The sequence below is a fragment of the Curtobacterium oceanosedimentum genome (genome assembly GCF_020297365.1).
In the GTDB taxonomy this organism is placed as follows: domain Bacteria; phylum Actinomycetota; class Actinomycetes; order Actinomycetales; family Microbacteriaceae; genus Curtobacterium.
In genome coordinates this window covers 71,368-94,694 of the sequence record NZ_JAIXIG010000010.1, presented here as the reverse complement: position 1 = coordinate 94,694, position 23,327 = coordinate 71,368, and the positions used below count along the sequence as shown (strand labels likewise).

General features: G+C 73.3%; 24 protein-coding genes. 10 read left to right on the top strand and 14 right to left on the bottom strand.

Features of this window, described 5'->3' with window-relative positions:
- Positions 1-123 precede the first annotated feature (123 nt).
- The gene (locus tag LEL83_RS06630) at positions 124-1,350 is read left to right on the top strand and encodes a hypothetical protein (RefSeq protein WP_225558212.1); all 1,227 of its coding nucleotides are present in this window, start codon (positions 124-126) and stop codon (positions 1,348-1,350) included.
- A gap of 2 nt (positions 1,351-1,352) precedes the next feature.
- The gene (locus LEL83_RS06625) at positions 1,353-2,156 is read left to right on the top strand and encodes a L,D-transpeptidase family protein (protein ID WP_225558211.1); all 804 of its coding nucleotides are present in this window, start codon (positions 1,353-1,355) and stop codon (positions 2,154-2,156) included.
- Positions 2,157-2,255: 99 nt separating this feature from the next.
- Here the strand turns inward: LEL83_RS06625 and LEL83_RS06620 are convergent, their stop codons facing one another.
- Entirely contained in the window at positions 2,256-3,170 is a 915-nt protein-coding gene (locus tag LEL83_RS06620; protein ID WP_225558210.1) for a LysR family transcriptional regulator, read from the bottom strand.
- 71 nt (positions 3,171-3,241) lie between these two features.
- Here LEL83_RS06620 and LEL83_RS06615 point away from each other — a divergent pair, with 71 nt between their 5' ends.
- Positions 3,242-4,201, top strand: a complete 960-nt coding sequence (locus LEL83_RS06615) for an EamA family transporter (protein WP_225558209.1) — start codon at positions 3,242-3,244, stop codon at positions 4,199-4,201.
- On the opposite strand, the gene LEL83_RS06610 is transcribed toward LEL83_RS06615, so the two are convergent.
- On the bottom strand, positions 4,170-5,147 hold the full coding sequence (locus tag LEL83_RS06610; protein ID WP_225558208.1) for an epimerase: 978 nt from the start codon (positions 5,145-5,147) through the stop codon (positions 4,170-4,172). The genes LEL83_RS06615 and LEL83_RS06610 overlap by 32 nt on opposite strands.
- Complete coding sequence (locus LEL83_RS06605) at positions 5,147-5,824, bottom strand: DUF4166 domain-containing protein (protein ID WP_225558207.1); 678 nt, start codon at positions 5,822-5,824, stop codon at positions 5,147-5,149. Before LEL83_RS06605 ends, LEL83_RS06610 begins: the two co-directional genes overlap by 1 nt.
- 48 nt (positions 5,825-5,872) lie before the next feature.
- Here LEL83_RS06605 and LEL83_RS06600 point away from each other — a divergent pair, with 48 nt between their 5' ends.
- Positions 5,873-6,787 carry a cation diffusion facilitator family transporter gene (locus tag LEL83_RS06600; protein WP_198657487.1) on the top strand — a complete coding sequence of 305 codons (915 nt, stop codon included), beginning with the start codon at positions 5,873-5,875 and terminating at the stop codon, positions 6,785-6,787.
- A 185-nt stretch (positions 6,788-6,972) separates the two neighbouring features.
- On the opposite strand, the gene LEL83_RS06595 is transcribed toward LEL83_RS06600, so the two are convergent.
- Both LEL83_RS06595 and LEL83_RS06590 read right to left on the bottom strand, forming a co-directional pair.
- A complete protein-coding gene (locus LEL83_RS06595) occupies positions 6,973-7,578 on the bottom strand; it encodes a hypothetical protein (RefSeq protein WP_225558206.1) in 606 nt (201 codons plus the stop codon).
- A 71-nt stretch (positions 7,579-7,649) separates the two neighbouring features.
- The gene (locus LEL83_RS06590) at positions 7,650-8,939 is read right to left on the bottom strand and encodes an MFS transporter (protein WP_225558205.1); all 1,290 of its coding nucleotides are present in this window, start codon (positions 8,937-8,939) and stop codon (positions 7,650-7,652) included.
- 81 nt (positions 8,940-9,020) lie between these two features.
- Here LEL83_RS06590 and LEL83_RS06585 point away from each other — a divergent pair, with 81 nt between their 5' ends.
- Positions 9,021-9,899, top strand: coding sequence for a LysR family transcriptional regulator (locus LEL83_RS06585; RefSeq protein WP_225558204.1), 879 nt, complete (start codon positions 9,021-9,023; stop codon positions 9,897-9,899).
- A gap of 63 nt (positions 9,900-9,962) precedes the next feature.
- Here LEL83_RS06585 and LEL83_RS06580 read toward each other — a convergent pair whose 3' ends face one another.
- From LEL83_RS06580 to LEL83_RS06555, 6 genes are all read right to left on the bottom strand, one after another.
- Positions 9,963-10,727 (bottom strand): hypothetical protein, encoded by a 765-nt coding sequence (locus LEL83_RS06580; RefSeq protein ID WP_225558203.1) that lies wholly within the window; start codon positions 10,725-10,727, stop codon positions 9,963-9,965.
- A complete protein-coding gene (locus LEL83_RS06575) occupies positions 10,717-11,256 on the bottom strand; it encodes an RNA polymerase sigma factor (protein ID WP_225558202.1) in 540 nt (179 codons plus the stop codon). Before LEL83_RS06575 ends, LEL83_RS06580 begins: the two co-directional genes overlap by 11 nt.
- Positions 11,257-11,397: 141 nt before the next feature.
- Positions 11,398-11,661: a hypothetical protein gene (locus LEL83_RS06570; RefSeq protein WP_225558201.1), complete on the bottom strand. Its 264-nt coding sequence runs from the start codon at positions 11,659-11,661 to the stop codon at positions 11,398-11,400.
- Positions 11,658-12,311 carry a DUF308 domain-containing protein gene (locus LEL83_RS06565; protein ID WP_225558200.1) on the bottom strand — a complete coding sequence of 218 codons (654 nt, stop codon included), beginning with the start codon at positions 12,309-12,311 and terminating at the stop codon, positions 11,658-11,660. Before LEL83_RS06565 ends, LEL83_RS06570 begins: the two co-directional genes overlap by 4 nt.
- A 144-nt stretch (positions 12,312-12,455) precedes the next feature.
- A complete protein-coding gene (locus LEL83_RS06560; RefSeq protein ID WP_225558199.1) occupies positions 12,456-14,381 on the bottom strand; it encodes a lectin-like domain-containing protein in 1,926 nt (641 codons plus the stop codon).
- Positions 14,382-14,518: 137 nt separating this feature from the next.
- On the bottom strand, positions 14,519-16,165 hold the full coding sequence (locus tag LEL83_RS06555) for a glycoside hydrolase family 13 protein (RefSeq protein WP_225558198.1): 1,647 nt from the start codon (positions 16,163-16,165) through the stop codon (positions 14,519-14,521).
- 99 nt (positions 16,166-16,264) lie between these two features.
- On the opposite strand from LEL83_RS06555, the gene LEL83_RS06550 reads away from it, so the two are divergent.
- From LEL83_RS06550 to LEL83_RS06530, 5 genes are all read left to right on the top strand, one after another.
- On the top strand, positions 16,265-16,831 hold the full coding sequence (locus tag LEL83_RS06550) for an NADPH-dependent FMN reductase (RefSeq protein WP_198657477.1): 567 nt from the start codon (positions 16,265-16,267) through the stop codon (positions 16,829-16,831).
- Positions 16,832-16,990: 159 nt separating this feature from the next.
- A complete protein-coding gene (locus LEL83_RS06545) occupies positions 16,991-17,503 on the top strand; it encodes a MarR family winged helix-turn-helix transcriptional regulator (protein WP_198657476.1) in 513 nt (170 codons plus the stop codon).
- A gap of 96 nt (positions 17,504-17,599) precedes the next feature.
- Positions 17,600-18,106, top strand: a complete 507-nt coding sequence (locus LEL83_RS06540; protein WP_198657475.1) for a Dps family protein — start codon at positions 17,600-17,602, stop codon at positions 18,104-18,106.
- 8 nt (positions 18,107-18,114) lie between these two features.
- Positions 18,115-18,915 (top strand): SDR family NAD(P)-dependent oxidoreductase, encoded by an 801-nt coding sequence (locus LEL83_RS06535; RefSeq protein ID WP_225558197.1) that lies wholly within the window; start codon positions 18,115-18,117, stop codon positions 18,913-18,915.
- A gap of 7 nt (positions 18,916-18,922) precedes the next feature.
- On the top strand, positions 18,923-20,116 hold the full coding sequence (locus tag LEL83_RS06530; RefSeq protein WP_225558196.1) for an NAD(P)/FAD-dependent oxidoreductase: 1,194 nt from the start codon (positions 18,923-18,925) through the stop codon (positions 20,114-20,116).
- A gap of 57 nt (positions 20,117-20,173) precedes the next feature.
- Here the strand turns inward: LEL83_RS06530 and LEL83_RS06525 are convergent, their stop codons facing one another.
- From LEL83_RS06525 to LEL83_RS06515, 3 genes are all read right to left on the bottom strand, one after another.
- Positions 20,174-21,259: an alpha/beta fold hydrolase gene (locus LEL83_RS06525; RefSeq protein ID WP_225558195.1), complete on the bottom strand. Its 1,086-nt coding sequence runs from the start codon at positions 21,257-21,259 to the stop codon at positions 20,174-20,176.
- A 70-nt stretch (positions 21,260-21,329) separates the two neighbouring features.
- Positions 21,330-22,205, bottom strand: a complete 876-nt coding sequence (locus LEL83_RS06520) for an SMP-30/gluconolactonase/LRE family protein (protein ID WP_225558194.1) — start codon at positions 22,203-22,205, stop codon at positions 21,330-21,332.
- A 178-nt stretch (positions 22,206-22,383) separates the two neighbouring features.
- A complete protein-coding gene (locus tag LEL83_RS06515; RefSeq protein ID WP_198657470.1) occupies positions 22,384-23,217 on the bottom strand; it encodes a DUF1206 domain-containing protein in 834 nt (277 codons plus the stop codon).
- Positions 23,218-23,327 lie beyond the last annotated feature (110 nt).

The following is a 23,327-nucleotide window of genomic DNA, read 5'->3' as shown; positions in this document are numbered from 1 at the left end:
GCGGGGAACGGGGGGTCGCGGAATGCTGAGGAACTGAGTAGGTTCGACGTACTGAGTACATCTCAGTACGGGGGGCGTCGCAGTGGATGCACCCTGTCCACCGACCGGATGGATCTCCACACCGTGCTTCGTTCTCGCATCACCGCGGCCGCCGTCGGCGCCAGCGTGCTCGGCCTCACCGCCGCCCTCGTCCCCGCCGTCTCGAACGCAGACGTGCAGGCCACCGCCGCGTCGCGCATCGTCACCTGGACCGACTCGGCGTCCGACTTCACGGCAGCCCCCGAGGGCACCGTGCCGCTGACCGACGAGTGGTACTGGGCGTCGTTGTCCGACCCGAGCAACAGCGGGAAGATCACCGACCACGCCACGCTCGACGAGGACGGCCTGTCCGTCTCCGAGGGCGAGGCCGTCGGCCTGGTCCGCGGTCTGAGCAAGCCGGTCGCTCCGAGCAACCTCGGTGCGCTCGCCGCCGGGATCAGCGCCACGACCACCGGGGCCACCACCTTCGGCCTCGCGATCCGCGAGGGCGGCGACTCCAGCGCCGAGACCGTGGTCTTCGCGACGGACGCTCCGAACGGCGAGGGTGTCCACGAAGGCCGCAACAACTGGATCGACCCGTCCACCGGCGAGGTCGAGTCCACCTCGGAGCTGGCCGCCGACCTGCAGGACGCCGACGCCACGGTCGTCGGGTACGTCGTCTACGTCGGCATCGACATCGCCGGCGAGATCACCACGCCGCCGCCCGCCACGGAGGAGCCGACCGAGACCCCCGCTCCGACCGAGACCCCCGCCCCGACCGACGAGCCGACCACGGCCCCGACCGAGGGCACGCCCACGCCGAGCGAGCCGGTCGACACCGTCCCCGGTGGCGAGCTGAAGAGCCTGTCCTCGCCGCTCGGTTCCAGCGCGAAGCCCCTCGCCGCCGACGCCAGTGGTTCGATCTCGGCCCTGCGCATCGACGACACCACGACGTACTTCACGCCGCAGCCGACCGCCGCAGCGCGTCTGGTCACCGAGACCGCGACCCTGACCGAGGCCACCACCACCGGTGTCCGCGTGCAGGGCTCGGGCTTCGCCCCCAACGAGGTCGTCACCGCTGCCATCGGTGACGCCGCCGACGCCGTCGCCATCCCCGGCGTGCAGTTCCGCGCCGACGCCGACGGCAACGTCTCCGGCACGATCGTGCTGCCCGCCGACCTCGTCGACTCGGCCGGCACCTACGTGCTGGGCCTCGTCGGTCTGTCCTCGGCACAGACCGCCACGGTGACGCTCGTCGTGACGGCCGACGCCGCCGGTGGCACCGCGCCGGTCGCCGTGCCGGTGCCCGGAACGGCGACCTTCACGGGCTGATCTTGCCGATCCTCCCGACCGAGCCACGGCGGCGCGCGACACTGATCGCGGCCGCCGTGGCCCTCGTCTGCGCGGGGGCCGTCGCGTTCGTCGCGTTCGGCCCCCTCTCCGCAGCCCCGACCCCGACACCGACCCGGTCCGTCGCCGCCACCCCGACCCCGAGCCCCACGCCGCAGGCGACGCGGACCGCCGCACCCGTCGACGCCGTGGACGCCCCGGCGAGCACGACCGTCGCCGCGGCGACCGGCCCCGAGGTGCCCGTCAGCGCGGAGCCCGGCGGCGCGACCACTCAGACCCTGTCCAACCCGCAGGCATCCGGTGCTCCCCTGGTGCTCCGGGTGGTCGACGAGCGTGCGGGCTGGGTCGAGGTCCAGCTCGCGCAGCGTCCGAACGGCAGCACCGGCTGGGTGCGGACGAGCGCCGTCACCCTGTCCGAGGACCCGTACGCGATCGTCGTCACCCGCTCGACGAACACCCTCGACCTGTACCGGGACGGCAAGGTCGTCGAGACCTACCCCGTCGCGACCGGCACGGGTGGCACGCCGACGCCGACGGGCCGGTACGCCCTGACCGAGCTGCTCGCGCCGACGAACAGCGGCTACGGCCCCTACGCGTACGGCACGACGGCGTTCTCGGACGTCCTCAACTCGTTCGGTGGCGGTCCGGGCCAGATCGGCCTGCACGGCACCGACGACACGTCCAGCATCGGGACCGCGGCCTCGCACGGCTGCATCCGCATGCACAACGACGACATCACGGCCCTGGCCGAGCGTCTGCCGCTCGGCACCCCGTTCCAGGTGCGCTGACGTTCCAGGGGCGCTGACGTTCCAGGGGCGCTGACGTTCCGGGTGCGCTGACACGCGGCCTGGAGGCGCGGCGTGCGCCCGGCAGTGGGCGCCACCGTCTCAGGTGGTGACGTCCAGGGCCACGGCGACCAGCGCCTCCAGGACGGTGCGCACCACGGGGCGGACGGCACGGTCCGGCCGGACGAGTGCCTCGATGCGGCGGCCTGCGCGGACGTCGGCGAGCTCCGCCAGGTGGAAGCGACCGGCGGCCCGCGTGCCCGACGTGTACCGCGGGACGAGCGCGATGCCGTGTCCGGCCGCCACCAGGTTCTCGATCACCGGCAGGTGGATCGTGCGGAACGCGACGTTCGGCGGGGTGTCCGTCGCCGCGGCCATCGCGGTGAGGACCCGGTCGATGGGGTACCCCTCGGGCACGCCGATCCACCGCTCGCCGACGACCTCGTCGATGCCCACGCGTGCTCGGTCGGCCAGGGTGTGCCCGCGCGGCACGGCCACGTCGAGCGGCTCCCGGAGCAGCGGCACGGTCTCCACGGCACCCTGGTCGGCCGGGCTGACACCGTCCGAACGGTGCCCGACGACCACGTCGTGGTCCGCGGCGAGCGGGGCGAACTCCCCCTCGCTCACGTCCACGTCGACCAGGGTCAGCGCGATGCCGGGGTGCGCCTGCATCCGGGTGAGCACGCCGGGCAGCAGCAGTTCCGCCGCCGACGGGAAGATCGCCAGGGACACCGGTCCGGTCGTGCCGCCCAGGTGCTCCTGCCAGGCGGCGTCCACCCGGGCGATGGCGGTCGCGACCCCGGACGCCAGACCTGCCAGTGCCCGGCCGTCCGGGGTCAGCCGGACCCCGCGACCGACACGTTCGACCAGCGGCACCCCGACCTGCCGTTGCAGGGTCTGCAGCTGCTGGGAGACGGCGCTCGGCGTGCGGTGGGTGGCCTCGGCGACCGCGGTGACGCTGCCGCGCTCGGCGAGCTCCCGCAGGGCCGCCAACAGCTGCACGTCGAAGTCGACCATGCAGGGACCCTACATCGTCGCTGAGGAACCAGTCGATGGACCTACGACGTCCGAGCGGCGACGATCGGACCATGACCGCTCGTGACCGCCTGCTCGCCGTCGTCGTGGCCGTGGTCTGGGGGCTGAACTTCCCGGCGACGGCACTGGCGCTCGAGCACTTCCCGCCGTTCCTGCTCGCGGCGCTGCGGTTCACGATCCTGGCGGTCCCGACGCTGCTGTTCGTGCCACGGCCGCGGATCCCGTTCGGGCGGCTGCTGCTCGTCGGCACCGGGCTCGGCGTGCTGCAGTTCTCGTTCCTGTACCTCAGCATGGCGTCCGGGATGCCGTCGGGGCTGGCCTCGCTCGTGCTGCAGGCCTCCGCGCCGTTCACGGTCGTGCTCGCCGGGGTGTTCCTGCGCGAGCGGCTGACCGGGCGGCAGGTCCTCGGCGTGACGGTCGCCGTCGCCGCCCTCGGGCTCATCGCCCTGCACCGTTCGCAGACCGCCGCGCTGCTGCCCGTCGTGCTCGCGCTGTGCGGGGCGCTCGGGTGGGCGATCGGCAACGTCGCGACGCGGCGGGCGGGGGCCGCGAACCCGCTGCACCTGACCCTGTGGTGGTCGGTCGTGCCGCCGGTCCCGATGGCCGTGCTGTCGCTCGTGGTCGAGGGGCCGGAACGCATCGGCGCAGCGCTCGGCACCGCGTTCACGGCACGGGCGCTCCCCGCGGACCTCGGCCTGCTCTACATCGTGGTCGTCGCGACGCTGCTGGGCTACGGCATCTGGTCGCGACTGCTGGCGACCTACCCGTCGAGCACCGTCGCACCGTTCTCGATGCTCGTCCCCGTCGTCGGGGTGCTCGCGTCGTGGGCGGCCTTCGGCGAGGTGCCCGACCTGGTCGAGGTGCTCGCCGGGGCGGTCGTCGTCGCCGCCGTGCTGTGGTCGTCGCGACCGGCGCGGGACCGCGGGCCGCGGCGGGGCTCGGCCCCGAGACCGACGCCGGAGCCGGTTCCGGAGCCGGCGCTCAGCCCCGGTGCTGGCGACGCTCGGCGATGATCCCGGCGAGCGCCCCGCGCAGGTGCGGGTACCGGAACTCGTAGCCGGCGTCGACCAGGCGCGTCGGCACCACCCACCGGCTCTTCAGCACGAGTTCGGTCTCGGTGCGGATCGCGAACGACCCGAGCTCGAGCATCCACCGCCACGTCGGCAGGCCGAACCGCCGCCCGACGGCGTCGCGCAGGGTCGCCATCACGGTGCGGTTGTCCGACGGGTTCGGGCTCGAGACGTTGATCGGCCCGTCGATCTCGGGGTGGTCGCGGACGAACCGGACCGAGCCGAGCACGTCCTCGATGTGCACCCAGCTGAAGCGCTGCCGGCCGTGGGTGGGCCGGTGGTGGTGGTAGGTGCCGTGGCGCAGCCGGGAGCGCGTCGGCACCCACGGCCCGTCGTACTGCGGTCCGCCGAGGCCCGCCTGCGCCAGCCGGAGCAGCGGGACCAGCGCGCTGCCGTCGCCGAACACGATGGCCATCCGCAGCGCCACACGCCGGGTCGCGGGCAGGTCGGCGCCGAAGAACGCGCCCTCCCATGCCCGTGCCACGGACACCGAGAAGCCCTCGCCGAGCTCACCCGTCGCTTCGTCCTGCGGGCGGTCGTCGGCGTGCCGGTAGATCGTCGCCGTCGAGGCGTTCACCCACAGCGGGGTCGGGTGCTCCGAGGTCCGGATGGCCTCGGCGAGCTCGAGCGTGGTGTCCACCCGGGAGCGCATGATCTCCGCACGGTTCCGGCGGCCGTAGCGGCAGTTGACGCTCTTGCCCGCCATGTTCACGACCATCGCGGCACCGTCGACGAGGTCGCGGATCCGCATCGTGTTGCCCCACACGGCGTCGCCGGTGCGCCCGATCGTCACGACCCGGTAGCCCTCGTCGGCGAACGCCCGCTGCAGGTACCGCCCCACGAACCCGCTCGCTCCCGCGATCACGACCTTCGGCTGCTGCTCGACCATCAACGTCCCCTCCTCGGACCGGCATCGGGCACGATCTCGTACCGGAACGCCCCCTCGTACCGGTACAGCGTGCCGAGCACCGGCGCCGAGAGCACCAGGGACACGCGCTGCCGGTCGGCTTCGTCATCGAATCGTTCCACGAGCGTCACGCGCGGCGAGACGACGGCCGGGAGGCGCAGATCGCGTCCCAGCGCACGGAACGTCACGCGCGTGGAGACCAGGCGCAGGGCACCGGCGTCCGGACCCGCCCCGTCGACCTCGGCCCGGAGCAGGGCGCTGACGCGCCCACGGCGACCGAGGTGGTCGACCAGCCCGTCCGGTCCGGCGGTGATGGCGTCCACCATCGTGCGGGTGCCGGAGCGGAAGTGGAAGGTGCGGTGCGCGCGGACCGCGGGGTGGGCCTCCCGGCCGGTGTCGGACCCGCGGCGGACGCGAGCCGCGTGGTTCTCGACCGTGAAGGGGACCTGCCGCTCCCACACCGGGAACATCACCGCGTCGCGGGCGAACAGCGCGAGCAGCGGCCAGAGCCACCGGCGGGGCGTGCCGACGACGGCGAAGACCCCTTCGCCGCGGCCCACGTGACCGGGCGGGACCGCACCGAAGTACGTCCGGAGCCGCGGGTGCAGACGGGCCAGCACCTCGGGCGGTGTCGTCAGCTCGTAGGGCGACCGGGTCACGGTCCCGATCCTGGCACGCCGTCGGCGCGGTTCCCTACGATGTCGCACATGGGACACGACCACGGGCACGGCGTCGGGCACGCCTCGGAGCGCGCGCTGCTCATCGCGTTCTGCATCTCGGCGGGGATCCTGCTCGCCGAGGTCGTGGGTGCCGTGCTCACCGGCTCGCTCGCCCTGCTCGTCGACGCCGGGCACATGGTGGTCGACACCGGCGGCCTGGGGATCGGGCTCGTGGCGACGCGACTCGCCCGTCGGGTCCCCACGTCCCAGCGCACCTGGGGGTTCCAGCGCGCGGAGGTCCTCGGCGCCACCGCCCAGGCCGCGATCCTGCTCGCGGTCGGGGTCTACGTGATCATCTCGGCGGTGCAGCGACTGTTCGTGCCGGCCGAGGTGCACTCCGGACCGCTGCTGGTGTTCGGCATCGTCGGACTGGTCGGCAACGTGGTGGCGTACGCCGTGCTGCTGCGGGCCTCGGGCGAGGGGTTCACGTCGCGGGCCGCGCGGCTCGAGGTGCTCAACGACACGCTCGGCTCGGTCGCCGTCATCGTCGCCGCGATCGTCCTGATGCTGACCGGATGGGAACGCGCCGACTCGATCGCCGCGATCCTGATCGGGCTGCTCATCCTGCCGCGGGCGGTCCGGCTGCTGCGCGAGACCGCGAACGTGCTGCTCGAGTCGACGCCACCGGGGCTCGACCTCGACGCGGTGCGGGGGCACATCCTCGAGCTCGACCACGTGATCGCGGTGCACGACCTGCACGCGACGCTCGTGGCGACCGGGGTGCCGAACCTGACGGCGCACGTCGTGGTGGACGACCACTGCTTCTCGACGGCGCACGCCCCGGCGATCCTCGACGAGCTGCAGCAGTGCGTGGCGGAGCACTTCGACGTGCCGGTGGCGCACTCGACGTTCCAGTTGGAGCCGGTGTCGCACCGGCGGCACGAGCACGAGGTGCACGCGTAGGGCGGGTGTGCGTGTGGGTGCGCGAGGTGCGCGTCCGGGTTCGCGACGTTCCACGAGTTGATCGACGCACGTCCTGTCGCCAGATGCACACGCATCTGTTGCTCGCACATGTTCCGACGGACCACGCGGCGATCGACAGGTGTTCTGTCGGAAGATGCGCACGTACCCGGCGCAGCGCCCGCGCGTCAGCAGTCGTCGGTGCGGGTGGGGTACGCCGTGATCACGCGGTCGGTGGTGGCCGAGACGATCACCTTGACGAACGGCTCGTCGTCGGGGCGGGAACCGTCGTCGAACCGGACGGGCGCGGCGTAGCAGACCTTGCCGTCGCCGGCGTCGACCGGGAACCCGGGGCGCGGGTCCTCCAGCGCGGTCTGCACCGCCGTGAGCATCGCGTCGTCCCAGTCCCGCGAGCCGTGGCCCGTGACGACGTCCCGCCAGTCCGCCGTGTGCCGGACCCGGATGTGCTCGTAGCCCTGGGCGGCGGTGCCGCATTGCAGGGTGACACGGCCGAGGGCCTCGGTCTCGTACTGGGCGACGGCCGCCTGGGTCGTCGTGTCGCACCGGCCGAGCGCGCTGCTGCCGGGCATGTCCGGTCCGGTCCGGGTGATCGTGACGGTGCCGTCACCATCGGTGCCGGACGACGACTGCGTCGACCCGGCCGGCTGGTTCCCGCTGCCGATCGTCGGGTCCTCGGCGCCCCGCTCGGCGGTGAGGAACAGACCGCCGGCCAGGAGCCCCGCCGCCACCACGGCTGCGACGCCGGTGATGACGGAACGCTTCTGCTGGGCCACGTGCCCAGTATGGCGGAGGTGGGGCGGGCCTCCCGTCCGGTGCGCGCGTCGGACGGGAGGCCCGGTGCGCGTCAGGCGCGCGCGGCCAGTCGGGTCCCGGCGACGACGGCCAGGACGGCGACGACCACGACGTACCCGATCAGGACGGGCAGGGTCGGCACCACCAGCAGGGCCGCCCCGACGGCCACGACCGGCACCGTGAGCCCGGCGTAGGCGATGAGGAAGACGGCCGCGAGCACGCCGCCCCGACGCTCCGGGCCGACCAGGGCACCGGCGCTGCCGATCGCGGCGCGGAACAGCAGGCCGACCCCGGCTCCCGCGACGACCCCGCCGCCGATGAACCCCGCGACCTGCAGCACGACCGCCGCGACCGCCAGCACGACCAGCCCGACGACCAGCAGCACCATGCCGAGCCGGATCTGCGCCCGCTGCGACAGCCGGGCGAACACGATCTGCGACAGCGCGCTCGCGGCGAAGACCCCGAACGTCGTGGCCCCGGCGGCCAGGCGGTCGGTGACGTGGAACGTGGTGCCGAGGAAGCTCGGAGCGACCGAGGTGAAGAGCCCCTGGACGGCGAGCGCTGCGAACGCCGCGGCGCCGGCGGCCCAGAACGCGGCGCCCTGCCCCTCGGGCGCCTGCATGCGCTGCGGGCGGTAGGTGACGGGAGCCTGCGGGCGGTCGACCGTCTCCGGAGCCGCGAGCACCAGCACGAACGCGATCGCCAGCGCGACGGCGAACACGACGTAGGGGACCATGAGCGGCTGCCCGACGAACTCGGCGAGCGCTCCGCCGACGAGTGCACCGAGCGACAGGCCGCCCAGGTTCACGGCGCCGGCGGCGACACTCGCGCCCTTCGCCGAGTCGGACGAACCGGTCGCCCGCACCCGGAGCTCGCCGAGGTGTGCCGTCGCGGTCGCGGTGAGCGTCCCGACGCCGAGGCCGGTCACGAGCCGGGCGACGATGAGCCCGGTGACGTCGTTCCAGAGCAGGAACAGCACGGCGGCGACGAGCTCGAGGGCGACGGACACCAGGATGAGCGGGCGCCTTCCGTGCACGTCGCTGAGGTGCCCGGCCAGGTAGAGCGACCCGACGACCCCGACCCCGTACGCCGCGAAGATCACCGTCGTCGTGAAGGTCGGGAACCCGTCACGCGCCTGGTAGATCACGTAGAGCGGCGCGGGGACGGTGGCGAACGCCATCACCGCGAGGAACGCGAAGGCGACCGCCCAGAAGCCGAGGCCGTGGCGTCGGCGGGTGTGGGCTCGACGTCCGCGGGGTGCGGCGACCCGCTCGCCCGAGGACGCGGGAGCGACGGAGGTGGCGGGGACGGTGCCCGTCGGGGGTTCGGTCACGGTGGTCATGCTCCGATGATCACGATCGCCGAGCATCGAGTCCAACGGACGTGGTTGATGTGCACCATCGAGCGGGTCGATACTCGGACGATGGAGACCCGTCTGCTCGAACAGTTCGCCGCCGTCGCCGCCGAGGGCAGTGTCACGCGGGCGGCCGAACGCCTCTGGGCGGCGCAGTCGACGGTGTCGGCGGGGATCGCCTCGCTCGAACGGAGCTTCGGGGTCCGGCTCTTCGACCGCACCGGCCGACAGCTCGTCCTGACCCCCGCCGGCGAGGACCTGCTCCCGCACGCCCGCGCCGTGCTCGAGTCGCTGGACCGCATGCGCGACCTGGCGACCGCGGACGACGCCGACCTGCGGGGCCGGGTGCGGCTCGGGATCTTCACGAGCATGGACATCGTCGACCTGACCGGCGTGCTGGGGCGGTTCCGACGGCGGCACCCGCTGGTCGCCGTGGAGCTGATGACCTCGCCGTCGGGCACCACCGGGCTCGTGCAGGACCTGGTCGCCGGGCGGCTCGACATCGCCTACACGGGGTTGCCCACCGTGCCCGCCGGGGTGGTCGTCGAGCCGCTGCGGGAGATGCCGTTCCGGGTGTTCACCGCGTCGGACCACCCGCTGGCCGGCCGCACCTCGGTGTCGCTCGCCGAACTCGCCGAGGAACCGTTCGTCGACACGGCGCACGGGTTCGGCAACCGGATCATCCTGGACGGCGCGCTCGAGCGGCTCGGCATCCGGCGGCGGATCGTCGCGGAGATGAACGACATGCCGGCGGTGGTCCGCTTCGCCTCGGCCGGACTCGGCGTCGGGGTCGTGCCGGACTCGGGGGTGCGGCACGACGGCGCGGTGCTCGACCTGCAGGACCCGGTCGACCCGCTCCGCATCGGGCTGGCGGTGCGCTCGTCCCCGGAGCCGAGCCGCGCGGTCCGGACGCTGGCGCGGGACATCGTCGCGGCGCGGGTGGGGTGACGCGGGGGTCGCCCACCGGCGGACGGGAGGCGCGGCGCGGGTCCGCCACATGCCTCCCGGCCGTCAGTCCCCCCAGATCTCCCCGACGACGGCGTCGAGCAGGCCGTTCGTCGGGAAGTTCGCCTGCCGGATCACGATGAACGTGTCGTCGCGCAGGAAGAAGGTGGTCACCTGGTCGACCGGGCCCGTCTTCGCCGGGACGGACGACTGGCACGCTCGCCCGCCGTTGCGGTCCTCGCACGGGAGCGGACTGTCGGCGAGCACGTCCGCTGCCCCGGGGCCGGCTGTCCCGATGGTCATGGTGAGCCCGCTGACGTCCGCGCGCGGGTCGGCCCATCGGCAGATGATCTCGGACTCACCGTCCGCCCAGGTGACGTCCTCGCCGTCACTCCCGGCCGAGTCGTCCTTCGCCTTGGAGATCTCGGTCAGCGGAGTCTGGCCGAAGAGCCGGTCGTAGTCCTCCACCGGGACCATGTCGCGGCAGGACGCCGGGATCTGCGCCACGGCGGCGGGCGGGGTCGGGGTCGGTGTGGGCTTCGGGGTCGGCGCACCGGTGATCGGCGCCGAGGACGGGGTCGTCGCGGTCGGGGCGGGCTCCGGCTGCTGCGTCTGCGTGGGTGCGGCCACGGGCTGCTCCTGCTGCTGCGAGAGCGTCAGGGCGACCGCGCCCGTCGCGGTGCCGACGGCCAGCAGTCCGACGATGCCGAGCGCGATGCCGGGTCGGACACGACGACGCTTCGGACGCGGGGTGGCACGTTCGAGGACGTTCTGCTTCATCGAGACGAGCATGCGCTGCAGGTCGTCTCCCTCGGGAGGCTCAGTGTTCATCGTGCATCACCACCTTCTTGAGTCGTCGACGGTTGCGGGACACCCGCTGGGTGACCGCGCCGACCGTCAGCCCGAGGAGCTCGGCGGCCTCGGCGTACGAGTGGCCCGCGAGCAGGCACAGCTCGCAGATGCGACGGTCGAGGTCGGGCAGTGCGGCGATCTCGGCCCGGACCCAGCGGAGGGTCTCGCGGGCCTCGTCGTGGTCGGCGGGCGAGGCGAGGTGCTCGGGGAGTTCGTCCGCGCGTCGCCGGGCCTGCTTGCGCCCGGTGTTGAAGGCGTGGTTGCGGCACACCACGAGCAGCCACGGCAACACGGTGTCGGCGGGCAGCTCGAGGGTCGCCGCGCGCTGCCAGAGCGTCAGGAAGGAGTCCTGCACGATCTCCTCGACGTCGGACCGGTCGTCCACCAGCGCCCAGGCGTACCGGGTGAGCGTGGCGGCGTACCGGTCGAACGCCCGCGACAGGGCAGCGGTGTCGCCCTGCGCCATCGCGCGGACGAGCGCTCCGTCCGTGTCGGTGCCGGTCCTCACGTCCACATCCCACCTCCTTCACCCAGAGGTGTCGGCAGGACGCGCGATCCTGACAGGAACGTGGCGGATCCGTGATCTCGGGCGTGTCGGCAGGGGACCGACGAGGTCAGGCGTCAGCTGTCAGGCGTCAGCTGTCAGGCGTCAGTGGAAGTCGTCGCCGTCGCTCTCGCCCGGGGTCTTGTGCCCGCCGAGCATGTCGTTGTCGTCCTGCTCGCTCGACGACGCCAGCTGCAGCATCGCGAGCACGACGACCACCACGATGAACGCGACGCCGAGGAAGATCACGGACAGCTGCAGCTCCCGCGTCGAGAACAGCACGACGAGGCCCGTGAAGACCGCGATGATCCCGGAGATCCCGAGGAGCTCGACCGGGCGCAGGCGGTCACGACGGCTGGGGGTGGTCATGCGAGTGGTGCTCCGTCCGGGGCCGGTGTGGCCGTGCCCCACTTGTGCGAGAGGCCGGCGATCACGTGGAAGACCGCCGTGATGGCGAGGTACGCGCCGAGCAGGCCGACGAGCACGATGGAGGCGTCGAGGGTCCCGGTGACCTGTTCCACGCCGCCGAGCTGCCGGGAGTAGTCCGGCGGGGTGACGAGGAAGGCGACCGCGAGCAGCAAGGTGATCGCCCCCATGGTCGTCCAGTCACGCGCGAAGGGCGATCGGCGCCGTGCTCGGAGGCCCTGGGACAGCTCGAGCGCTCCGGTCAGCACCGCGAAGGCGACGACGACCGTGATGAAGGCCGGGAGGCCGAAGCCGTTCAGGGCGATGCCGGCGACCGCGGCCAGCAGGGTGATGACCGCCTGCAGCAGGGTGGTGCGGCGCGAGCGTCCGTCGAGCGGCAGGCGGGCGATCCCGCCGAACAGCAGCACGAGCCCCTCGACCAGGGCGAAGGCACCGAAGAGCAGCAACCCGTAGCCGGCCGCGTGGTTCGTCGAGAACGTGATCACGAGCGCGACGACCGCTGCGGGCACGGCCCGGAGGATCGGGATCGGCCAGTACCGCGCGCGCTGGGTCGCATCGTTCACGGTGGTGGCGTCGTCCACGGTGTCGGACACGAGACCTCTTTCGGGCATGCGGATCGTGGAGTCGATCCTACCGCCGGTGTGGTGGGCACCCGACCGGCGCCGGGGCTCGGAGCCGGCGGGACCACGGCCGCCAGCCCCGGGCGGCACCGGTTCCCCGGCACCGCCCGGGCCGGTTCACGGCTGCTGCGAGTCCCCTGGCGAGGCCGCTCGGCGGGCGCGTCGCCGGACGGCCCACCAGCTCGTGGCACCGACCGCTGCGAGCGCGGCGGCGAGCGCGGCGAGCAGCCCCAGCCCCTCGGCGCCGGTGTAGGCGAGCGCCCCCGCCGGCTCGCTCGGGCCACGGTCGGCCGCCGGTGCGCCCGGCTGGTGCTCGTCGCCGTCCGGGGCGTCGACGGCGGCGCCACCGTCGTCGGCGTCCGGCCGGTCCGCGGGCGCAGGCCCCGTCGGCGTCGGGCTCGGCTGCGGGTCCTGGTCGTCCGGCACCACGACCACCACGACACCGGTCGACGGGTCGCCGCCGTCCGGGTCGCTCGGCGACGTCGCGGTCGCCACGTTCTCGACGTCGGAACCGTCACCCTGGTAGCCCGGGTCGAGCACGGCGCGGATCCGGAAGTCCAGGGTCTCCCCCGCCTCGAGCGCGACCTCGGAGCGGCAGGTCACCCGCTGCCCCTCGGCCGTGCAGCCGTCGTCGGACCCGGCGAAGCGCATCGCGGCGGGCAGCTCGTCGACGGCGCCGACCTGCTGCGCCACCGCCGGCCCACGGTTCCGGGCGGTCACCAGGTACTCGACCTCGTCCCCGGGCCGGACGGTCGACGGCGACACCGACTTGCCCGTCTCGACGTGGGCGTCGACGGGTGCGGCGGAGACGGTCGTGCTCGCCCGCGATGCGTTGTCCGCCTCGTTCGTGTCGGACAGCGACGGCGGTGGTGCGATGGTCGCGACGCTCTCGAGCGCGCCCTCGGCACCGTCGGCGATCCGCCCCTCGACCGTGACGACGGCGGAGCCCCCACGGGGCAGGGACAGGTCGGTCGACACGTCACCCGACCCGGACGCCGTCGCACAGGCGGAGCCGTCCGTGGCCGCGCACGTCCAGGTGACGTCCTCGACGCCGTCCGGCACGTCGACCACGAGCGGGCTCGGGTCGGTGGGGTTCGGGCCGGGGTTCCGCGCCGTCACGGTGTACCGGAGCGGCTCGCCGGCCGTCGCGGTCGCGGGCAGGTCGTGCTCGACGGACAGGTCGGCCGGCTTCCACACCCGCAGCGCGTCGACCTCGTGCTTGTCCACGTGACTGCCGGTGGCACCCGCGAAGCCGAGCCGGAGCGTGCTCGGCAGCGGCGCCTGGCCGTCACCGTGCAGCGGGACCCGGTCGAGCACGGTCCGCATGGTCGAGCCCGCCTGCAGCCGCACCGTGACGGCGAGCCCGCCGTCGTCGTCCGGCACCAGCGTGACCCGCACCTTCCGGGGCGTGGACCCCGCGGTCACGGTGCCGCCGGGCGCCTGCACGCCGGCGACGTAGCGGTACCCCTCGGTCCCGTTGCCCGAACCACGGACCACGACGTGGTCGGGCTCCGCTCCGGGGCCGGACCCGTTGATGCGTGACGAGAAGTTGCCGTAGTGGTCGATCGCCACGGCGGCGAAGCCCCCGGGCACGCCCGGGAGGTCGCACGCGCGCCCACCGCCCTCGGTCGCTTCCTTCCGGCAGGCGTACCCGAGGCCGGCGCCGAAGGACCCGACGCCCTGCGCCGCCGCACCGTCGGCCAGGTAGAGCAGCAGCCCGTCGGCGCCGGGGTCGTCCTTGGCGGTGTACATCGCGTACGTGAACTCGATCTCGAGCCCGGTGTCGGACGGGAACGTGTCGTTCGTCGACCACGCCCCGGCCTGGTTCCGGACGTCGTCGGTCAGCCGGAGCCGACCGCCCGAGACCGACGCGTCACCGTGCAGGGCACCGCCGGACGCGCTGGAGAACTGGTTGACGTAGGGGAAGTCGAGCGCCGCGGCGCTCGACCCGCTCGGGTGGACGGCGGGCGCCGCGAGCACGACGAGTGCCGTCAGCGCGGTGCACGCCGCGGCGAGACGACGCGCGACCCGTGACCGGAGCACGCGTGGGGCCATTGTTGGAGCAGTGGGATCTGTCATGTCCCGATGCTCGCGATCGCGACACCGACCACACGCGGTGGCGAGACGATCTGTGGAACGCCGTCACGCGCCTCCCGGCTGTGCAGGGAGAACGCGACCGATCAGGCCAACCACACCGTCGTCTCACCGGGCAGGACGCCGGGGGCGACCCCGTCGAGCGGCGCCGACGCGACGACGACCGTGCCGTCCGGCAACGGCACCGGGGTGGTCCCGAAGTTCGTGACCGACCGCCATCCCTCGTGCCGCGCGAACGCGACGACGTCGGGGCCGGCGTCCAGCCAGGCGAGTTCCTCGCCCCGTTGCAGTCGGCGCCGGGCAGCCAGGGCGTCCCGGTAGAGCGACAGCGTCGATGTCGGGTCGCCGTCGAGCGCCTCCACCGAGGACGCCCCGAAGTCGGCCGGCTGCGGCAGGAGCGGTGCGACCTCGCCGAAGCCGAAGGACGGTCCGGTCGTGGTCCACGGGATCGGCACGCGGCAGCCGTCCCGGCCCTTCACGGTGTGGCCGGAGCGCAGCCACTTCGGGTCCTGCAGCTGGTCGCGGGGGATGGCGGCGGCCTCGTGCAGGCCGAGCTCCTCGCCCTGGTACACGTACGACGACCCGGGCAGCGCGAGCATGAGCAGCGTCGCCGCCCGTGCCCGGCGGAGCCCCCGTGCCCGGTCGAGCGCCGGTGCCGTGCCGTCGGTCAGCAGCCAGGCGTCGGTGTCGGTATCCTCCGGCAGGCCGTAGCGGGTCGCGTGGCGGACGACGTCGTGGTTCGACAGCACCCACGTGCTCGACGCGCCGGACTGCTCGGACGCGGCCAGGTTGCGCTCGATGATCTCCCGGAAGGCGTCGGGGGCGAAGGGCGACTCGAGCAGGTCGAAGTTGAACGCCTGCCCGAGCTCGGTCGGACGCGCGTAGAGGACCCGGCGGGGTGCCGGCGCCCAGGCCTCGGCCACCGCGGCACGGGGCGGGTCGTACTCGTCGAGCACGCGACGCCACCCCGCGAAGATCTCGTGCACCTCGTCCCGGTCGTACAGCGGGTCCGAGCCGTCGAGCGGCAGCGCGTGCTCGTTCGAGGGCCGGTACGGCGTCGACAGGTCCTTCGCCAGCCCGTGCGCCACGTCGACCCGGAACCCGTCGACGCCGCGGTCGGACCAGAAGCGCAGGGTGTCCTCGAAGTCGGCGCGGACCTCGGGGTTCGACCAGTCCAGGTCGGGCTGCTCGGGGGCGAACAGGTGCAGGTACCACTGCCCGTCGGGCACCCGGGTCCAGGCACTGCCGCCGAAGTTCGAGACCCAGTCGCTCGGCGGGAGCTCGCCGGACGCACCGGTGCCCTCGCGGAACACGTAGCGCGCTCGCTCCACCGACCCGGACGGGGACGCCAGCGCCGCGCGGAACCACTCGTGCTGGTCCGAGGTGTGGTTCGGCACGACGTCGACGATGACCTTGAGGTCGTGCTCGTGCGCCGCCCGGACCAGGGCGTCGAGGTCCGCGAGGGACCCGAGCCGCGGGTCCACCGCCCGGTAGTCGGCGACGTCGTAGCCGCCGTCGGCGAGCGGCGACGGGAAGAACGGGGAGAGCCAGAGCGCATCGACCCCGAGCGACGCCAGGTACGGCACGCGGCTCGTGATGCCCGCGACGTCGCCGAGTCCGTCGCCGTCCGTGTCGGCGAAGCTGCGCGGGTAGACCTGGTAGACGACGGCGTCCCGCCACCAGTCCGGGTCGGGCGTGCGGGGCGTGCTGGCCGGGGTCCGAAGGGTGCTCACGCCGCCACCGTACCCAGGCGTCCGGGAATGCGGACCCGTACGATCGGATTGGTTGTCGCAGACACCTTTCCGACCCAGAACAGAACCAGAGGGATCCCCATGACGAACGTCCTCGTCCTCGTCGGCAGCCTGCGCGCCGACTCCATCAACCGCAAGCTCGCCGAGGCCGCCGCGCACCACGCGCCGGAGGGCATCGAGCTGCAGACCTTCGACGGCATCGTCGACCTGCCCTTCTACAACGAGGACATCGACGGCGACACCCCGCCGGCACCGGCCGTCGCCTTCCGTGACGCCGTCGCCGCCGCGGACGGCGTGCTGCTGATCACCCCCGAGTACAACGGCACGATCCCCGCCGTCCTGAAGAACGCCCTGGACTGGGGTTCGCGGCCGTTCGGCGCATCGCCGCTGTCCGGCAAGCCCCTCGCCGTGATCGGCTCCGCCTTCGGTCAGTACGGCGGCGTCTGGGCGCACGACGACGCCCGCAAGGCCGCCGGCATCGCCGGCGCGAAGGTGCTCGAGGACGTCAAGGTCGCCATCCCGCAGTCGGTCGTCCGCTTCGCGGAGACCCACCCGCGTGAGGACGCCGAGGTCACGACGCTCGTGCAGGGCGCGCTCACCGCGCTCGCCGAGGCCGCGGCCGCCACGGACGAACCGGCCGCCGCGTAACGCGCGACCAGGAGACGGACGGGCGGCCCGTGGCGACCCCGCCACGGGCCTCCCGTCCGTCCGGTGCGTCCGCACGGGCGGGACGGTGGACGGGGACGTTCGCCAGGGCGCCGAGGTTCGTTAGGACGCCTAGTAAGGAGACGGGTTACCCTGAAGCCCATGTCGACGCAGGAGATCACCGAGGCGTCCGGGTACTGGTTCCCGGACGACGACGCGACCCAGCGCGGGGTCGCGGTCCTCAACGCACTCCGGCGCTACCGGGCCGCGGAGACCGCGATGCGGCGACGCACCCGCGACTCGATGGGGATGGGTGAGACCGACCTGCTCGCGGTGCGCTTCCTGCTGCAGGCGCAACGCGCCGGCCGGATGGTCAGCCCGAAGGACCTCGCCGCCTACCTGAAGATCTCGTCGGCGTCGACCACGATCCTCATCGACCGCCTGGTGAAGTCGAACCACGTGCGACGCGACCCGCACCCCACCGACCGTCGGGCGCTCGTGATCACGCCGACGACCGACACCGACGACGAGGTCCGCGCCACGCTCGGCGTGATGCACCGACGGATGATGTCGATCGCCGAGGGCCTCCCCGCGTCCGAGGCACGGATCGTGGCCGGGTTCCTCGAGCAGATGCGCGAGGCCGTCGACCAGGTCGACCCCGCACCCGCGCACTGAGCACCCCCGGGGGACGCCGCCTCCGAGCGCACTGGGAGCGGTCACTGCGACACCGCGTAGACCGGAACGGTCACTGACGCAAAAGGAGTCGCAACCATGCACGCTTCGGACAAGATGGGCAAGAACCTCCAAGCGGTCCTCGTGGACCTCATCGACCTGCACCTCCAGGGCAAGCAGGCGCACTGGAACATCCTCGGCACCAACTTCCGCGACCTGCACCTGCAGCTCGACGAGATCGTCGACGCGGCCCGTGAGTTCGCCGACGACACCGCCGAGCGCATGCGTGCGCTCTACCTCGTGCCGGACGGCCGCTCGGCGACCGTCTCCGCGGGCAGCCACCTCGACGCCTTCCCGGACGGCGAGATCGCCACGCACGACGCTATCGACCAGATCACGCTGCGCCTGTACCAGGCCACCGGCACCATGCGCGACGTGCACGACGAGGTCGACGACGAGGACCCGACGACCGCGGACCTGCTCCACGGCTTCATCGAGCGCCTCGAGCAGCTCGCGTGGATGGTCTCCGCCGAGAACCGCGCTCCGAGCACCCCGCTGGCCTCGGCCACCACGCCCGCCGTCGCCGACGCGTCGGCGCACGCGTAGGGGGTCGGGTGGACCTCGGCATCCAGGGCAAGACCGCCCTCGTCTTCGGCGGCGACTCCGGCATCGGCTGGAACACGGCTCGCATCCTCCTGGCGGAGGGTGCGACCGTGGTCGTGTCCGACATCGACCAGAGCCGGCTGGACACGAGCGCGGACCAGCTCGAGGCGCCGCTCGGCAAGCTGCACGCCTTCGCGGCCGACGTTCGGAGCGCCGAGAGCCTCGCCGTGCTGCACGACGAGGTGCGCGAGGCGGTCGGCGAGATCGACATCCTCGTGCAGTCCTCGGGCGTCACCGGCGCGCAGGGCATGTTCCACGAGATCGACGAGGTCGGCTGGGCCGAGACGATCGACATCGACCTGATGGGCCCCGTGCGGATCACGCGCGAGTTCATCGGCGACCTGCGCCAGGGCGGCTGGGGTCGGATCGTGTACCTGGTGTCCGAGGACGCCACCCAGCCGTACGACGACGAGCTGCCCTACTGCGCCGCCAAGGCCGGGGTGCTGTCGTTCGCGAAGGGCCTGTCGCGGTCCTACGCGAGCGAGGGCCTGCTCGTGAACACCGTCTCGCCGGCGTTCATCCACACGCCGATGACCGACGCGATGATGAAGAAGCGGGCCGAGCAGACGGGCCAGAGCTTCGACGACGCGATCACGTCGTTCCTCGACGAGGAGCGTCCGTACATGGAGCTCGACCGTCGTGGGGAGCCCGAGGAGGTCGCGAACGTCGTGGCGTTCCTGTGCTCCGACCTGGCGAGCTTCGTCAACGGTTCGAACTACCGGGTCGACTCCGGCTCGGTCGCCACGATCTAGGAGTGCCATGACCGACTTCCGCTACCTCATCGTCGGCGGCGGGATGGTCGCGGACGCCGCTGCCCGCGGCGTCCGCGAACTCGACGCCGACGGCTCGATCGGCATCGTGAGCGAGGACGTCGACCGGCCCTACGCCCGGCCGGCGCTCTCGAAGAAGCTGTGGACCGACCCGGACTTCAGCTGGGACGAGAAGGTCGACCTGCACACCGAGGAGACGGGCGCGCAGTTCGTGCTCGGCACCGCGGTGACCGCGATCGACCGTGCCGCGAAGACCGTCACGACCGCCGACGGGTCGACGCACGGGTACGAGCGGCTGCTCATCGCGACCGGCGGGAAGCCGCGCAGCCTGCCGGGGCTCGCTCCGTCCGACCGGGTGCTCGACTACCGCAGCGCGGCCGACTACCGCCGGCTCCGCGAGCTCGCCGACGCCGGGGCGCACGTCGCGGTGGTCGGGGGCAGCTACATCGGCACCGAGATCGCCGCCGGCATCGTGCAGAACGGCGCCCGCGTCACGCTCGTCACCCCGGACGAGGTGCTCGGCGGCCACATGTTCCCCGACGACCTGGCGCGCGCGTTCCAGCAGCGCTTCGTCGACCACGGCGTCGAGCTCCGCACCGGGCGCCGGGTCGAACAGGGCGAGGAGACCGACGGCGGCGTCGTGCTGACGCTGGACGACGGCTCCGTGATCGAGGCCGACGCGGTCGTCGCCGGGCTCGGCATCGAAGCGCAGACCGGGCTCGCCGCCGACGCCGGCCTGACCGTGCGCGACGGCATCGTGGTGTCGTCCACCCTGCTGACCGACGACGACTCGGTGTTCGCCGCCGGTGACGTCGCCGAGTACCCGGACCGGATCCTCGGGACCCGCCGGGTCGAGCACGTCGACAACGCGAAGCAGCAGGGTCGGCAGGCCGGTCGCAACCTGGCCGACGCCGACGAGACCTACGACCACACGCCGATGTTCTACTCGAACGTCTTCGACATGGGCTACGAGGCCGTCGGACGGGTCTCCACGGAGCTGGACACCCTCGAGGACTGGCAGGATCCGCTGACCACCGGCGTCGTCTACTACCTCGACGACGACGGGACGGTCCGGGGTGTCCTGCTCTGGAACGTGCCGGACCAGACCGACGCGGCCCGGCAGGTCCTCGCCGAGGCGAACTCCCTGACGCCCGACATGCTGCGGGGGCGCATCACGCCCTGACCGGCCGCCTGGAGGCCCGGTGCCGGTCCGACGGACCGGCACCGGGCCTCCGGCGCGTCACGGCTCCTGCCGCCGGTCCGTCTCCGGCGCGACCGCGTCGACCACCGCGCGGCGGTCCGCCGGGTCGACGGGGACGTCGTCGCCGTCCGCCATCGCCACGGCGTGCGCGGACTTTGCCGCCTCGAGCGTTTCGTCGTCGTTGCGCGCCATGCCGAACAGCTCGATGAACCGGGACTTGACGAGCAGCCAGGCGTCGCCGGGTCCGAGCCGGGCCAGGTCGGACGAGGTGGAGTCGTCGCGCACCCGCTGCAGCGAGGACACCCCGCGGTCGGGCAACCGGCGGTCGACGTGCGCCACCGCGAGCCGGGCGACCGCGTCGGCCTGCGCGTGCATGACGGAGTGGGCGCCGTCGACGACCTCGCGGAGCACCGCGTACGGGAACACCCGCGCCAGCCGACGCACCCAGTCACGCGGGACCATCGCGTCGTGCTCACCGCGCACGATCAGGGTGCGCGCCCGCACGTGCGCCGCGCGCTCCTCGATCGGGAACGCGATCATCCGCGGCAGCACCTTGTGGAACCAGTGCCAGCCGCACAGCGCGTACGCGGTGACCGCGTGCCAGCGCACGGCAGCGGGTTCGTGCAGCGCCGACCGCAGGAACCGGAACGCCGACTGCCGGACGGTCCGCGCGTGCGAGTCGACGACCGGGCTGATCAGCACGAGGTCCGAGACGTCGGGGCGGCGGGCGGCCACCTCGGTCACGACCTGCGTGCCCATCGAGTGGCCGACGAGCACCGGGTCCTCGAGGCGCAGGTCGTCGATGACGCGTTCGACCGCGTCGGCGTAGCGCTCGATCGACACCCGCCCGCGGAACGGCGGGACCCCGGCGAAGCCCGGCAGGTCGAGCGCGTGCACGGGGCCGTTCTCGTTGAGGTGCGGGGCGAGCCGTTCGTAGTACGTCGAGGCGATACCGAGCCCCGCGACCAGCACGAACGCTCGGGAGCCGGGGTGGCCGATCGAGCTCACCCGGACGTAGGTCCCGTCGACGGCGACCCGGTCGATCCGTACCGTGACGTCGGCGTCCTCGGCCTGTGCGAGTTCGCCCGCCGGGTCCGGCGCGGCTGCCGGGCGTTCGTCGTCCACGTGGGTCTCCTCGGGTCGGGCGGTCGCCCAGGATACCCGTCCGCCGGGTGCGGGGAGCGTGGCCGTGCGGTCAGCCGGCGAAGGTGTTCGCGGGGAACCCGTGCACGCGCGTCGGCACCGCGAACACGGCGCCCGAGCGCGGCGCCTGCTCGAGGTCCTCCTCGGTCAGGTTCTCGCGGGCCGTGGCGACGAACAGTGTCGACGTGTCCGGTCCGCCGAACGCCACCGACGTCGGGTTCGCCACCGGCAGCGTGACGGTCTCCAGGTGCGACCCGTCGGGGCCGTACCGCTCGACCCGGCCGCCGCCGTAGATCGCGGTCCACCAGCACCCCTCGTCGTCGCGGACCAGGCCGTCGTGTGCCTGGCCGACCACGAAGGGTTCGAGCTCGCCGAGCTCGCCGTCCGGGCCGTAGGACCCGCGGTAGATCGTCGACGCGCTCGTGTCCGTGACGTACATGGTGCTGCCGTCGTCCGACCACTCCATGCCGTTCGTCACGCCGAAGCCGCCGCGGAGCACCCGCGTCGTGCCGTCCGGCTCGACGGAGTACAGCGCTCCGTCGGGCTCCCCCGTCGTGACGTTCATGCTGCCGACCAGGAACCGGCCGAACGGGTCGCACTTGCCCTCGTTGAACCGGTTGCCCGAGGTGCCGTGCGAGACGCGCGCGATCTCCCGCTCGATCGTGCCGTGCTCGTCGGTCAGGACGACGGTGTCCCCGAGGGCCGCGACGAACCCGCCCGACGCCCGGGGTTGGAAGCTGGCGAGCGGGGGCGGCAGCGGCACGCTCGACATCACCGTGCCGTCGGCCCGTGCGGTGTTCAGGGTGCCGAGGGTGATGTCGGTCCACCGCAGCAGCTGCGCTGCGGGGTCCCAGACGATGCTCTCGGCCAACACCGCCCGGGCGTCGGAGAAGACGGTCGCGGGTCCGGTGGCGGCGTCGGTGCTCATCGACCCCGTCTACAACGCCGCCGGTCCGTGCTCGCTCAGGCGTGGGTGCGCGCGCGGCGGCGGCGAGGGCGGCGGCGGCGAGTCCACGGGCTCAGCGACACCTCACGCCCGCTGGCGCCCGTGAGGTGTCGCACAGCGCGAACGTCCGCCCCGGCACGGCCGTGGCGGCGTCCGCGGGTCAGAGGCGGGCGTACCGCGCGCGGAAGAAGCTGTAGACGCCGAAGGCCACGAACCCGATGCCGATCGCCACGAGGAGGACCACCCCGCCCGGCATCCTCCGGACGGCCTCGAACGCGGCGTCGAGGCCGGTGGCCTGGTCGGGGTCGCTCTGCAGCCCGGCGACGGCGATGAGCACGCCCACGACGACCACGGCGATGCCCTTGCCGACGTAGCCGACGACACCGAGCACGGTGACCGCACGGTCGAGCTGGCCCGGGGCCCGGGTGATGTGCTTGCGGAAGGACCGGCGGCAGCCGATGACGACGAGTCCGATGCCGACCGCCACCGCGATCGCCCCGGCGAGCAGCAGCACGAACACCCCGCCCGGCGTCGCCAGGGTCTTCGCCGCGGCACTCTGCGACGAGCTGCTGGAGCTCGACCCGGCACCGAGCGCGTACGAGGCCGCCGAGTACGCGATCACGCCGTAGACCACGGCCTTCGCGACGTCCTTGAGCCGGGCGAGCCAGCCCCGGGTGGTGTCGGAGCGGCCGCCGACGATCGCCTCGACGACCAGGCGCACCGTGAGCGCCGCGGTACCGACGGCGATCAGCCACAGCAGGAACACCCCACCGGGCACCGCTGCGATCTGCTGCAGCGCGCCGGACTGGTCCGTCTCACCACCGGAGGACGCGTTGCCGATGCCGAGCAGGATCGCCAGGTACCCGATCAGCAGGTGGACGATGCCGCTGCCGACGAACCCGGCGCGTGCCGTGACCTCGAACCACCGGCTGTCGGCCGCTCGCCGGACCTGTCGTCCGGTCTCCCGTGCTGCGTGCTCCGCCGTGTCGCTCATCCCGTCAAGCGTGCCCGACGCGAGCCGTCCTGTCCGGACCACACCCGGCTGTGGTGCCGCCCCGCACCGGACGGGAGGCCTGTGGCGCGCGGCCACGGGCCTCCCGTCGG

Excerpts from the sequence above, each read along its gene's own strand:
- LEL83_RS06550 (WP_198657477.1), top strand. The coding sequence starts at position 16,265 with ATGACGAACGTCCTCGTCCTCGTCGGCAGCCTGCGCGCCGACTCCATC.
- LEL83_RS06570 (WP_225558201.1), bottom strand. The coding sequence starts at position 11,661 with ATGACCACCCCCAGCCGTCGTGACCGCCTGCGCCCGGTCGAGCTCCTC.
- LEL83_RS06540 (WP_198657475.1), top strand. The coding sequence starts at position 17,600 with ATGCACGCTTCGGACAAGATGGGCAAGAACCTCCAAGCGGTCCTCGTG.
- LEL83_RS06610 (WP_225558208.1), bottom strand. The coding sequence starts at position 5,147 with ATGGTCGAGCAGCAGCCGAAGGTCGTGATCGCGGGAGCGAGCGGGTTC.
- LEL83_RS06600 (WP_198657487.1), top strand. The coding sequence starts at position 5,873 with ATGGGACACGACCACGGGCACGGCGTCGGGCACGCCTCGGAGCGCGCG.
- LEL83_RS06545 (WP_198657476.1), top strand. The coding sequence starts at position 16,991 with ATGTCGACGCAGGAGATCACCGAGGCGTCCGGGTACTGGTTCCCGGAC.
- LEL83_RS06620 (WP_225558210.1), bottom strand. The coding sequence starts at position 3,170 with ATGGTCGACTTCGACGTGCAGCTGTTGGCGGCCCTGCGGGAGCTCGCC.
- LEL83_RS06585 (WP_225558204.1), top strand. The coding sequence starts at position 9,021 with ATGGAGACCCGTCTGCTCGAACAGTTCGCCGCCGTCGCCGCCGAGGGC.
- LEL83_RS06515 (WP_198657470.1), bottom strand. The coding sequence starts at position 23,217 with ATGAGCGACACGGCGGAGCACGCAGCACGGGAGACCGGACGACAGGTC.
- LEL83_RS06580 (WP_225558203.1), bottom strand. The coding sequence starts at position 10,727 with ATGAACACTGAGCCTCCCGAGGGAGACGACCTGCAGCGCATGCTCGTC.
- LEL83_RS06530 (WP_225558196.1), top strand. The coding sequence starts at position 18,923 with ATGACCGACTTCCGCTACCTCATCGTCGGCGGCGGGATGGTCGCGGAC.
- LEL83_RS06615 (WP_225558209.1), top strand. The coding sequence starts at position 3,242 with ATGACCGCTCGTGACCGCCTGCTCGCCGTCGTCGTGGCCGTGGTCTGG.
- LEL83_RS06590 (WP_225558205.1), bottom strand. The coding sequence starts at position 8,939 with ATGACCACCGTGACCGAACCCCCGACGGGCACCGTCCCCGCCACCTCC.
- LEL83_RS06520 (WP_225558194.1), bottom strand. The coding sequence starts at position 22,205 with ATGAGCACCGACGCCGCCACCGGACCCGCGACCGTCTTCTCCGACGCC.